At 57.3% G+C, this 12030-nt stretch carries 13 protein-coding genes; 7 read left to right on the plus strand and 6 right to left on the minus strand.

Annotation, left to right across the window (positions count from 1 at the left end):
• Positions 1-8: 8 nt before the first annotated feature.
• The gene (gene nlpD / locus HMPREF3140_RS00335; RefSeq protein WP_032412246.1) at positions 9-1145 is read left to right on the plus strand and encodes a murein hydrolase activator NlpD; all 1137 of its coding nucleotides are present in this window, start codon (positions 9-11) and stop codon (positions 1143-1145) included.
• Positions 1146-1302: 157 nt separating this feature from the next.
• Positions 1303-2295, plus strand: a complete 993-nt coding sequence (rpoS, locus tag HMPREF3140_RS00340) for an RNA polymerase sigma factor RpoS (RefSeq protein ID WP_002915106.1) — start codon at positions 1303-1305, stop codon at positions 2293-2295.
• A gap of 52 nt (positions 2296-2347) precedes the next feature.
• Here rpoS and HMPREF3140_RS00345 read toward each other — a convergent pair whose 3' ends face one another.
• Together HMPREF3140_RS00345 and HMPREF3140_RS00350 are read right to left on the minus strand one after the other, a co-directional pair.
• Positions 2348-2725, minus strand: coding sequence for a hypothetical protein (locus HMPREF3140_RS00345; protein ID WP_009485531.1), 378 nt, complete (start codon positions 2723-2725; stop codon positions 2348-2350).
• Positions 2722-3924, minus strand: a complete 1203-nt coding sequence (locus tag HMPREF3140_RS00350) for an MFS transporter (protein ID WP_004210571.1) — start codon at positions 3922-3924, stop codon at positions 2722-2724. Before HMPREF3140_RS00350 ends, HMPREF3140_RS00345 begins: the two co-directional genes overlap by 4 nt.
• Before the next feature lie 108 nt (positions 3925-4032).
• On the opposite strand from HMPREF3140_RS00350, the gene HMPREF3140_RS00355 reads away from it, so the two are divergent.
• Positions 4033-4920 carry a LysR family transcriptional regulator gene (locus tag HMPREF3140_RS00355; protein WP_004142744.1) on the plus strand — a complete coding sequence of 296 codons (888 nt, stop codon included), beginning with the start codon at positions 4033-4035 and terminating at the stop codon, positions 4918-4920.
• Positions 4921-4928: 8 nt separating this feature from the next.
• Here the strand turns inward: HMPREF3140_RS00355 and HMPREF3140_RS00360 are convergent, their stop codons facing one another.
• Complete coding sequence (locus tag HMPREF3140_RS00360) at positions 4929-5336, minus strand: MarR family winged helix-turn-helix transcriptional regulator (RefSeq protein WP_002915102.1); 408 nt, start codon at positions 5334-5336, stop codon at positions 4929-4931.
• Between the two features lie 173 nt (positions 5337-5509).
• Between HMPREF3140_RS00360 and HMPREF3140_RS00365 the strand changes: the two genes are divergently transcribed.
• From HMPREF3140_RS00365 to HMPREF3140_RS00380, 4 genes are all read left to right on the plus strand, one after another.
• A complete protein-coding gene (locus HMPREF3140_RS00365) occupies positions 5510-6103 on the plus strand; it encodes a non-oxidative hydroxyarylic acid decarboxylases subunit B (protein ID WP_002915099.1) in 594 nt (197 codons plus the stop codon).
• Entirely contained in the window at positions 6103-7530 is a 1428-nt protein-coding gene (locus tag HMPREF3140_RS00370; protein ID WP_004151060.1) for a non-oxidative hydroxyarylic acid decarboxylases subunit C, read from the plus strand. Before HMPREF3140_RS00365 ends, HMPREF3140_RS00370 begins: the two co-directional genes overlap by 1 nt.
• Positions 7531-7540: 10 nt before the next feature.
• Entirely contained in the window at positions 7541-7777 is a 237-nt protein-coding gene (locus HMPREF3140_RS00375; protein WP_002915098.1) for a non-oxidative hydroxyarylic acid decarboxylases subunit D, read from the plus strand.
• A gap of 338 nt (positions 7778-8115) precedes the next feature.
• Positions 8116-8268 carry a Hok/Gef family protein gene (locus HMPREF3140_RS00380; protein ID WP_002915097.1) on the plus strand — a complete coding sequence of 51 codons (153 nt, stop codon included), beginning with the start codon at positions 8116-8118 and terminating at the stop codon, positions 8266-8268.
• Positions 8269-8387: 119 nt separating this feature from the next.
• Here the strand turns inward: HMPREF3140_RS00380 and mutS are convergent, their stop codons facing one another.
• The 3 genes from mutS to HMPREF3140_RS26705 all read right to left on the minus strand — a co-directional run bounded on the left by mutS (position 8388) and on the right by HMPREF3140_RS26705 (position 11999).
• The gene (mutS, locus tag HMPREF3140_RS00385; RefSeq protein ID WP_004151059.1) at positions 8388-10949 is read right to left on the minus strand and encodes a DNA mismatch repair protein MutS; all 2562 of its coding nucleotides are present in this window, start codon (positions 10947-10949) and stop codon (positions 8388-8390) included.
• Between the two features lie 268 nt (positions 10950-11217).
• Complete coding sequence (locus tag HMPREF3140_RS00390; RefSeq protein WP_008806210.1) at positions 11218-11565, minus strand: DUF1493 family protein; 348 nt, start codon at positions 11563-11565, stop codon at positions 11218-11220.
• Entirely contained in the window at positions 11550-11999 is a 450-nt protein-coding gene (locus HMPREF3140_RS26705) for an STM2901 family protein (protein WP_004188736.1), read from the minus strand. Before HMPREF3140_RS26705 ends, HMPREF3140_RS00390 begins: the two co-directional genes overlap by 16 nt.
• Between the last annotated feature and the right edge of the window lie 31 nt (positions 12000-12030).

Raw genomic sequence — 12030 nt, forward strand, 5'->3', positions numbered from 1 at the left:
GGGGATAAATGAGCGCGGGAAGCACCAAATTTACCGTCAGCCGTATTGCGGCTCTTTCACTGGTTTCACTCTGGCTGGCCGGGTGTACCAACACCAATAATCCGCCTGCGCCGGTTAGCTCTGCCGGCGGCGCCGCCTCTTCCAGCACCAACTCCGGCATGCTGATTACGCCGCCACCCTCCGGCGTCAAGTCCGCTCCTCAGGCGCAGTCGATTCAGCCGATGCAGACCCAGACCATTCAGCCGCAGCCGGCGCCGGTGGCGCAGGAGCCGGTACAGACGGTAAATGGCCGGATCGTTTACAACCGCAAATATGGCGATATTCCGAAAGGTAGCTATACCGGCGGCAGTACCTATACGGTAAAACGCGGCGACACGCTATTCTATATCGCCTGGGTCACCGGCAACGATTTCCGCGACCTGGCGCAACGCAACAATATCCCGGCCCCGTACGCGCTGAACGTGGGGCAGGTACTGCAGGTCGGTAACGCCTCAGGCCAGCCGATCACCGGCGAAAACGCCGTTTCTCAGGCCAGCGCAAGAGCGAGCGGCGGTGCGACGACCAGCACAACTTCTGCACAAAAATCGACCGCGGTGGTTGCTTCACAACCGACTATTACGTATTCTGAATCTTCAGGTGAACAGAGTGCTACCAAGATGTTGCCTAATAATAAACCAGCGACTACAACCACAACGGTTGTCGCGCCGGTGACGGCACCAACAACGGTGAGCACAACCCAGCCGACTGCAAGCAGTACGTCAACCAGTTCGCCGATCTCAGCATGGCGCTGGCCGACTGATGGCAAGGTTATCGAGAACTTTAGCGGCGCGGAAGGCGGCAATAAAGGTATCGATATTGCAGGCAGTAAGGGACAGGCTATTGTCGCGACCGCCGATGGGCGCGTCGTCTATGCCGGTAACGCACTGCGCGGCTACGGTAATCTTATTATCATCAAACACAACGATGATTACCTGAGTGCCTACGCTCATAACGATACCATGCTGGTTCGGGAGCAACAGGAAGTCAAAGCGGGGCAGAAAATCGCTACCATGGGTAGCACCGGAACCAGCTCAACAAGATTACATTTTGAAATTCGTTACAAGGGGAAATCCGTCAACCCGCTGCAGTACTTACCGCAGCGATAATTTGGCAAAGTACGGATAAGCGAAGCATCAGCTAACAGGCGCCAGGGCGGTGTCTACGTTCCTCTCGCAGAGAGGGCAGGGGAAATCGTCCAGGCGTCGTTTGTTGATGTGCCGTGGAAGGTGCTTTGCTCAGGGATCACGGGTAGGAGCCACCTTTATGAGTCAGAATACGCTGAAAGTTCATGATTTAAATGAAGACGCGGAATTTGATGAGAACGGAATTGAGGTTTTCGACGAGAAAGCCTTAGTAGAAGAGGAACCCAGTGATAGCGATCTGGCTGAGGAAGAGCTGCTGTCGCAAGGCGCAACCCAGCGCGTACTTGACGCCACTCAGCTTTATCTTGGAGAGATTGGTTATTCCCCACTGCTGACCGCGGAAGAGGAAGTCTATTTCGCGCGTCGCGCACTGCGTGGTGATGTCGCTTCACGCCGTCGCATGATTGAAAGTAACCTGCGTCTGGTGGTGAAGATTGCCCGTCGTTACAGCAATCGTGGTCTGGCGCTGCTGGATCTGATTGAAGAAGGTAACCTCGGCCTGATCCGCGCCGTTGAGAAGTTTGACCCGGAACGTGGGTTCCGTTTTTCGACCTACGCGACCTGGTGGATCCGCCAGACTATTGAACGGGCGATCATGAACCAAACCCGTACGATCCGTTTGCCGATCCATATTGTTAAAGAGCTGAACGTCTATCTGCGTACCGCGCGCGAGTTGTCCCATAAGCTGGACCACGAGCCTAGCGCGGAAGAGATCGCCGAACAGCTGGACAAACCGGTCGATGACGTCAGCCGTATGCTGCGTCTGAACGAGCGCATCACCTCCGTGGATACTCCGCTGGGTGGCGATTCAGAAAAAGCGCTGCTGGATATTCTGGCCGATGAGAAAGAGAACGGCCCGGAAGACACCACGCAGGACGATGATATGAAGCAAAGTATCGTCAAATGGCTGTTCGAACTGAACGCCAAGCAGCGCGAAGTTCTGGCACGTCGTTTTGGTCTGCTGGGTTATGAAGCTGCCACGCTGGAGGATGTGGGCCGTGAAATTGGCCTGACCCGCGAACGCGTGCGGCAGATCCAGGTGGAAGGTCTGCGTCGCCTGCGGGAAATTCTGCAGGGACAGGGGCTGAATATCGAAGCGCTCTTCCGCGAATAAGACGTTTTCTGTCAAAAAGGCCCCCTCGAAAGTCGGGGCCTTTTTCTTTGGGCTAGCCGAGGCGGGTTTCCTGCAGATGGCGCCAGACAATTTTCCCTTCCGCGTGCTGAAAAATCGCCGTCGACCAGCGAACGTTCTGGCTGCTATCCGCCAGCGTTTGGCTTTCACGATATAGCACTGCGGCGCCGTCGTGCCACTCGCTGATGATTTCCATCTGATCCACTACGATATCTAACCCCGGACGGCTGCCGCCGGCGTGGTGGAAAAAACGGCTCACCGTTGGGTAGTCCATCTTCTCACCGCTCAAGGGGATCATGGTAAAATCGGCGGCAAAACGCTTCATCAGCGCCTCAGCGCTTCCTTCGCCATGGCTTAACCAGCGTTCGATAAGGACATGGGCATCGAGGACTTCCTGCAGATAAGGATTCATGACTTCTCCAGAGTGGTGTGCAGGCGATGGATAATCGCCCGATTATTCAGCCGCAGGCAAAACAGCAGCGGCAACAGGGTAATGACGGCGGCGCTAATAAATACCCCCTGCCAGGCGTAGGCCGGCGGGAATACCCTCAGCAGCAGGGCGAGCAGGGCGCTGCCGGCAAAGAAGCTGAGCTGGCGGTTAAGATTCCATAGCGCGCTGGCGTCAGGCATCTCTTCGGCAGGCGTATGCAGGAAAGCGCTGCTTTGCGCGGTGCTGCTGCATAAGCTGCCTCCGCCGCCCATCAGCGTAAAGGCCAGAATCAACAGCGCCAGCGGGCTGTCCGCATCGATCTTCAGCAGCAGCATGATCCCCATCGCCTGAAGCAGGCAGCCGATGACGACCAGCGGCCGGGGCCCGAAGCGGTTGAAATATCTGCCGGTAAAAGTGATGGCGGCAAACGAGGCCAGCGACCAGGGCACCATCAGGGCACCGATTGCCCCCGGCGCCATCCCGGTGACGCGTTGCAGGTAGTACATCCCCACCACGTTGACGCCAATAAACATCCCCGGCACGCAGAGGTAGATCAGCATCGCGAAGCGCAGCAGGGGATCGGCCAGCAGCGACAGTGGAAGAAAGCGAGTCGGGCGAACCGGACCGGGGGTGTCGTTCAGCCATCGCACCGCCAGCACAAAGGTTAGCAGAGCGACAGGCAGGCTGGCGAAAAAGACCCAGCGCCAGCTGAACGCCTCGACTAACAGGCCGCCGATCGCCGGCGAGCAGGCGGGGGCCAGCAGGCCGACCAGCATCACCGCCGCCGACAGCTTCGCCCGCTCATGCGGCTGAAACAGCGGCCACGTCAGCGCCTGGCCGAGGGGGATTAACAGCCCGCCGCCCATCCCCTGCAGCGTCCGCCATAAAATCAGTTCGCTCAGGCTGTTGGCAAGCCCTGCCGCCAGCGCGCCGAGGCTGAACAGCCCCAGCGAGAGTAAAAACAGCCGTTTCGCCCCCCAGCGCTCGCTGAGCCAGGCGCTGAACGGCACAACGACCGTCAGACCGAGAATATAGGCATTACTGACCCACGCCAGCTGCGAGACGGAAACCGCCAGCGCGCGGCTGATTGCCGGAAAGGCGATGCTGGCGATAAACATATTGATCAAATCGAGAAAAAAGCCGAACAGAAAAACGGTGGCAACGCGGTGGCGGTAGGTCATGGTTCACTCCCTCAGACAGGCGGCTACTGTAAACCTGCCGCAGCGAGGGATAAACGGGACTAATCGGGATATACTGTCTGAATATTTTTGACAATCATCCGGACGACGATGCTTAATCTTCAGCGCGTGACCATGTTTATCGCCGTGGTAGATGCCGGCAGTTTCACCCTGGCCGCAGCGGCGCTGGGGCAGACCAAGGCGGTGGTCAGCTTTAACGTACGGCAGCTGGAAAATGAGCTGGGGGTGACGCTGCTGCTGCGTTCGACGCGGCGTTTGCGGCTCACTGACGCCGGGGTGCTGTTCTATCAGCGCGGGGTAGCGCTCCTGAACGCGGCGGAAAATCTCCAGGATGAGGTGCGGGCCAGCCATAGCGGCTTAAGCGGGGAGCTACGGATCACCACCACGCCGGAGTATGGCGAGCAGGTTATCATTCCAGCGCTGGCCGCGTTCGCCCGTCGTCATCCGGCGCTGCGGGTGCGCCACGTCTCCTCCTCCCATCATGCCGACCTCATTTCAGAACGATTTGACGTGGCGATACGCCTCGGTACGCTGGCCGATTCCCGCTATCGGGCGACGCGGATAGCCAGTTTCGCGATCCTGCCCGTCGCCTCTCCGGCCTGGCTGGCGAGCCATCCGGTGCAGACGCTGTCCGATCTGGCGCAAGCTGAGTGGATTATTCACGAGCGCCTGCCGACGCCGCTGCGCTGGCAGCTGCGCACGGATCACCAGACAGAGGTGGATTTCGCGATAGCCAGCGCGCCGCGGTTTTCTGCTGATAGCGCTACGGCGCTGATGAGCTTTGCTCTGGCGGGATGCGGCGTCGCCTTGCTGCCCGCATGGCTGGTAGCCAAAAAGGTGGCGCAGCGGGAGCTGGTGCCGCTCCTGCCGGAATACCATTTCCCACAGCAGGGCGTGTATGCCCTTTATCCCGACTCGCAGCATTTGCCGACCCGGGTGCGGGCATTTATTGACTTCCTGCGCGAGAAGGTCGGTTAAGCGCCCGTTCAGGGCGCCATCATTTTGTGCACCAGCCGGGAGAACTGCTCGCGCTCGTCATCGCTCAGGCGGCCGAGAAACTCGTCATCGACCTCATTGCCCTGCGGAATGGAACGGTTAAGCAACGCCTCGCCTTCGTCGGTCAGATAGACAAAACGGCGGCGTTTATCGGCCGGATCGTGCTCCCGGCGCACCAGGCCGCGCGCTTCCATTCGGCTGAGCATCTCCGCCAGCGTAGCCTTGGTGCTGACCGCCGCTTCAATCAGCGCCACCTGTTCGATCCCGGGGTGCTCCGCTACCGAGCGCATCACCGCATACTGAGGTTTAGTCAGGTCCGGCAACGCCTGCTGCCAGCGGGCGGTATGCTGTTGAAAAAGCTGGCGCAGCAGGTGGAATGCTTCGTTTCGTAACTCCATGAATACTCCGTAACAAAACTGTCACCTCTATGATAGCCGTTCGTACGCCTTTTTATACCCTTTCTGCGTTTTGATTAAAAATGCGCACGTATACGAACGATCTTGCCAATAAGAGCTGGAGGGGGTAGTTTAAATATAAAGTTCGTACACGAACAAAAGTAATGAGGTCTGGAATGAAACTGATTATTGGGATGACGGGGGCCACCGGGGCACCGCTTGGGGTGGCATTGCTGCAGGCGCTGCGCGATATGCCGGAGGTGGAAACCCATCTGGTGATGTCGAAATGGGCCAAAACCACCATCGAGCTGGAAACGCCCTGGACGGCGCGCGAAGTGGCCGCGCTGGCGGACTTTTCCCACAGCCCGGCAGACCAGGCCGCCACCATCTCATCCGGTTCATTTCGTACCGACGGCATGATCGTTATTCCCTGCAGTATGAAAACGCTTGCAGGCATTCGCGCGGGTTATGCCGAAGGGCTGGTGGGCCGCGCGGCGGACGTGGTGCTCAAAGAGGGGCGCAAGCTGGTGTTGGTCCCGCGGGAAATGCCGCTCAGCACGATCCATCTGGAGAACATGCTGGCGCTGTCCCGCATGGGCGTGGCGATGGTCCCGCCGATGCCAGCTTACTACAACCACCCGGAGACGGTTGACGATATCACCAATCATATCGTCACCCGGGTGCTGGATCAGTTTGGCCTCGACTATCACAAAGCGCGCCGCTGGAACGGCTTGCGCACGGCAGAACAATTTGCACAGGAGATCGAATAATGGCTTTTGATGATTTGCGCAGCTTTTTGCAGGCGCTGGATGACCAGGGACAACTGCTGAAAATCAGTGAAGAGGTGAACGCTGAGCCCGATCTGGCGGCGGCCGCCAATGCGACCGGACGCATCGGCGACGGTGCCCCGGCGCTGTGGTTCGATAATATTCGCGGCTTTAACGACGCTCGCGTGACGATGAACACCATCGGCTCGTGGCAGAACCATGCCATCTCGCTGGGCCTGCCGCCTAACACGCCGGTGAAAAAGCAGATTGATGAGTTCATTCGCCGCTGGGATAACTTCCCGGTGACGCCAGAGCGCCGCGCCAACCCGGCGTGGGCGGAAAATACTGTTGATGGCGATGATATCAACCTGTTCGATATTCTGCCGCTGTTCCGCCTCAACGATGGTGACGGCGGTTTCTACCTCGATAAAGCCTGTGTCGTTTCACGCGATCCGCTGGATAAAGATAACTTCGGTAAGCAAAACGTCGGTATCTACCGCATGGAAGTGAAAGGCAAGCGCAAGCTCGGCCTGCAGCCGGTACCGATGCACGATATCGCGCTGCATCTGCACAAAGCGGAAGAGCGTGGGGAAGATCTGCCGATCGCCATTACCCTCGGTAACGACCCGATTATTACCCTGATGGGCGCCACGCCGCTGAAATACGATCAGTCTGAATATGAGATGGCTGGCGCGCTGCGCGAGAGCCCGTATCCCATCGCTACCGCGCCGCTGACCGGCTTTGACGTGCCCTGGGGTTCGGAAGTGATCCTCGAAGGGGTCATTGAAGGGCGTAAGCGTGAGATCGAGGGGCCGTTCGGTGAATTTACCGGTCACTACTCCGGCGGTCGTAACATGACGGTAGTGCGTATCGACAAAGTCTCTTATCGCAGCAAACCGATTTTTGAATCGCTCTACCTCGGTATGCCGTGGACCGAGATTGACTATCTGATGGGCCCGGCGACCTGCGTACCGCTGTATCAGCAGCTGAAGGCCGAATTTCCGGAGGTGCAGGCGGTCAACGCCATGTACACCCATGGTCTGCTGGCGATCATCTCCACCAAAAAACGCTACGGCGGTTTTGCCCGCGCGGTGGGCCTGCGGGCGATGACCACTCCCCACGGCCTCGGCTATGTGAAGATGGTGATCATGGTTGATGAAGACGTCGACCCGTTCAACCTGCCGCAGGTGATGTGGGCGCTCTCCTCGAAGGTTAACCCGGCGGGAGACCTGGTGCAGTTGCCGAACATGTCGGTCCTTGAACTTGACCCAGGCTCCAGCCCGGCAGGCATTACCGACAAACTGATTATCGACGCCACCACCCCGGTTGCGCCGGACCTTCGCGGTCACTACAGCCAGCCGGTGCAGGATCTGCCGGAAACCAAAGCCTGGGCTGAAAAACTGACCGCTATGCTGGCCAACCGTAAATAAGGAGAAGAAGATGATTTGTCCACGTTGCGCCGATGAAAAGATTGAAGTCATGGCGACCTCGCCGGTGAAAGGGGTCTGGACCGTGTATCAGTGCCAGCACTGTCTTTACACCTGGCGAGATACCGAGCCGCTGCGCCGCACCAGCCGCGAACACTATCCGGAAGCGTTCCGCATGACGCAGAAAGATATCGATGAGGCGCCGCAGGTGCCGCACGTACCGCCGCTATTGCCGGAAGATAAGCGTTAATGAAAGGGGCCCGCTAAGTCGGGCCTTTTTTATATTTAGTACAATTATGGAAATTATTTTTTCATTAAATTAAAAAATTACGTGAAGGGTTAATATACCGGGATGACTTTGCGAGCCTGCATCCAGATTATTATAAAATTCGTCTGATTAATTCCTTGCAGATAAATTTCACGCCCTGACGAGTGTAGAATTGCGGCGGGTGCTTGAGGCTGTCTGGCCTTGAGCATTACCAGGACCCCAGACAGACGAAAGCCCCAGGAGATATTTCTATCAACTGAGGCTAGCGAATGAACATAGACAATTCAGATGTTAGTCTCTTCTTTGCAGGGAGGCAAGATATGCTGACAAAATATGCCCTTGTGGCAATCATCGTACTCTGTATTACGGTACTGGGATTTACGCTGTTGGTGCACAGCTCACTATGCGAGCTGAGTATTAAAGAGCGTAATATTGAGTTTAAAGCTGTTCTCGCTTACGAATCGAAGAAGTAGCATCCGCGCGGGGGCAACCCCGCGTATGGGTTGTCAGGACGCATCCTCTAGCACCCATTTTTTTGTTTACTAAAACGGCAGCGCTTCACAGCGCTGCCGTTTTTCACCTTAATGGGTGGCTAGACCAGGCTTTTCAGACGGTAGATCCACTCCAGCGCCTGACGCGGGGTCAGGGAGTCCGGATCAAGATTCTCCAGCGCCTCAACCGCAGGCGAGGTCTCTTCCGGGGCGGCGAGTAGCGACATCTGCGTGCCGTCGACCTGGGTCGCCGCCGCGTTGGGCGAGATACTCTCCAGCTCGCGCAGTTTCTGCCGCGCGCGCTTGATCACCTCTTTCGGCACCCCCGCCAGCGCGGCGACCGCCAGGCCATAGCTCTTGCTGGCCGCGCCGTCCTGCACGCTGTGCATAAAGGCGATGGTATCGCCGTGCTCCAGCGCGTCGAGGTGGACGTTGGCGACGCCTTCCATTTTCTCCGGCAGCTGGGTGAGCTCGAAGTAGTGGGTGGCGAACAGCGTCAGCGCCTTGATTTTGTTGGCCAGATTTTCCGCACAGGCCCACGCCAGCGATAGCCCGTCGTAGGTGGACGTGCCACGGCCAATCTCATCCATCAGCACCAGGCTATGCTCGGTGGCATTGTGCAGGATATTGGCGGTTTCAGTCATCTCCACCATAAAGGTCGAGCGGCCGCTGGCCAGGTCATCCGCCGCGCCGACGCGGGTGAAGATGCGATCGATCGGGCCAATTTCTACTTTCTGCGCCGGGACGTAGCTGCCGATATAGGCCAGTAGCGCAATCAGCGCGGTCTGGCGCATATAGGTACTTTTACCGCCCATGTTCGGCCCGGTGATGATCAGCATCCGCCGCTGCGGCGCCAGCTGCAGCGGGTTAGCGATAAACGGCTCTTTCAGCACCTGCTCGACCACCGGATGGCGGCCTTCGCTAATGCGAATGCCTGGCTTATCGCTAAAGGTCGGGCAGCAGTAGTTCAGGGTTTCCGCACGTTCCGCCAGGTTGACCAGCACGTCCAGCTCGGCCAGCGCGCTGGCGCTGGTTTGCAGATCGGCGAGATGCGGCAGCAGTAGGTCGAACAGTTCGTCATAAAGCTGTTTTTCCAGCGCCAGCGCTTTGCCCTTGGAGGTCAGCACCTTATCTTCGTATTCCTTCAGCTCAGGAATAATGTAGCGTTCGGCGTTTTTCAGCGTCTGGCGGCGCACGTAGTGGATCGGCGCGAGGTGGCTCTGGCCGCGGCTGATCTGGATGTAGTAGCCGTGGACGGCGTTGTAGCCGACTTTCAGGGTATCGAGGCCCAGCCGCTCGCGCTCGCGGATCTCCAGCTTATCGAGATAATCGGTGGCGCCGTCGGCCAGCGCCCGCCACTCGTCCAGCTCTTCGCTATAGCCTGGAGCGATGACTCCGCCGTCGCGGACCAACACCGGCGGGGCGTCGATCACCGCGCGCTCCAGCAGTTCGCGCAGTTCGGTGAACTCGCCCATTTTCTCGCGCAATTTTTGCACCGGCTGACTGTCAACGTCGGCCAGCAGCTCACGCAGCAGAGGCAGTTGCTGCAGGGCATGACGCATGCGGGCAAGATCGCGCGGCCGGGCGGTACGCAGCGCCAGACGCGCCAGAATACGCTCCAGATCGCCGACCTGGCGCAGCACCGGCTGCAGCTCGGTATAGCGCTCCTGCAGCGCGCCGATGGTCTGCTGGCGCTCCACCAGCACGGCGGTATCGCGGACCGGCATATGCAGCCAGCGCTTGAGCATCCGGCTACCCATCGGCGTCACCGTACAGTCGAGTACCGAGGCCAGGGTGTTGTCGGTGCCGCCGGCCAGATTCTGGGTGATCTCGAGGTTACGGCGGGTGGCGGCATCCATAATGATGCTGTCCTGCTGGCGTTCCATGGTGATGGAGCGGATGTGCGGCAGCGAGGTACGCTGGGTGTCTTTGACATACTGCAGCAGGCAGCCGGCGGCGCACAGGCCGCGCGGGGCGTTTTCGACGCCGAAGCCGACCAGATCGCGGGTGCCGAACTGCAGGTTTAGCTGCTGGCGTGCGGTGTCGATTTCAAATTCCCACAGCGGGCGACGGCGCAGACCGCGGCGGCCCTCGATCAGCGACGATTCGGCAAAATCTTCCGCATACAGCAGTTCCGCCGGGTTGGTGCGTTGCAGCTCTGCCGCCATGGTTTCGCGGTCGGCCGGTTCGCTCAGGCGAAAGCGCCCGGAGCTGATATCCAGCGTCGCGTAGCCGAAGCCTTTGCTGTCCTGCCAGATGGCGGCCAGCAGGTTGTCCTGGCGCTCCTGCAGCAGCGCTTCATCGCTAATGGTGCCCGGGGTGACGATACGCACCACTTTACGCTCGACCGGCCCCTTGGTGGTGGCCGGGTCGCCAATCTGCTCGCAAATGGCCACCGACTCGCCCTGATTGACCAGTTTGGCGAGGTAGTTCTCTACGGCGTGGTGGGGGATGCCGGCCATGGGTATCGGTTCGCCCGCGGAGGCGCCGCGCTTGGTCAGCGAGATATCGAGCAGCTGCGAGGCGCGTTTCGCATCGTCATAAAATAGCTCGTAAAAATCCCCCATCCGGTAAAACAGCAGAATGTCAGGATGTTGCGCCTTTAGCTTGAGATACTGCTGCATCATCGGCGTGTGGGCGTCGAGATTGTCAATTGTGCTCATGGGGTGTTATCCAGATCCCTGATTTGAAATGGCTGCGATTTTGTAGTTGTCGTCGTTATCACATGGATGAGACATAATAACGGAGATGGGCAGGTGAGGGAAACCGACGAAAGCACGCGGCGCGATCCGGATTCCAGTTGCAGAGGGGGCGGGGTACCGTCACAGTAATTGAACCGCCGCCACGCGATCGTCTTCATACATTACGTTCGCCGTCGATGTTGTTCTGCCTTCTGGCCGTAGACCTCGTTACGACAACGGCTTGTGGTTGCTAGTCGTAAAGCCATTTACCTGCTTTTGCTGATTCGGCAAACATTTTGATAGTTAAAGGTTTACGCGTTTTTTCTACATCTTCTCGTTTTACTTTAAACCACCGAGTTAGCATTGGAGTATTCTCCCAAGGGAAATAACACGACCATTTAACACTGGAAAGATCAACATTAAATTTTTGTTCAAATTTATTTAAAGCGTCATGCAGATCGTCGCCGGGAGCATCAAATAAGTCATAATCAAGTTCCAATGGGATTTCTTTCCAATTTTTATCTAAACGGGTTGAGATCTCATCTTTAAACAAGTCTAAAACCTGATCTTGAATGCTTTTCATTAAAAGGATGTCCATTGTATACGGTCTTTGGGGCGAGCTATTAGGTTGTATTTTTCCTGAGTTTTTCTTGAAACTTGATAAATTGAGTTTACAAGTCCTATCCAACCTAACCACGGAACATAACGGGCGATAACAGCAGCAAGACTATTCGTTTTTCTCATTCTTACACCAACGGGTGTAGGAACCCTAATACCAAATGGAGTTTTTGCATTTCTCAGAAGCATCCTTCCATATTTAGAAACAACACTTGTTCCTTTTATTGCCTCTCCTGGCTTTGTTCTGGTTTTTAGCCAAGGTTGCCCGGCGAGGATAGCGGCACCAGATTCAATACCAATGCCAAGTTCGTCACAAAATTGTTCAAGAAAAATGACATCAAAAAGTTCACCAGCCGAAAGATTGGATTGTCCGTGATAGAAATAGGTTCCATTTAGTTCTTCTGTCGTATCCATTGGTAATGACTCCAACTTACTGATAGTGTTT

This window comes from Klebsiella sp. HMSC16A12, from assembly GCF_001808265.1.
GTDB lineage: Bacteria > Pseudomonadota > Gammaproteobacteria > Enterobacterales > Enterobacteriaceae > Klebsiella > Klebsiella pneumoniae.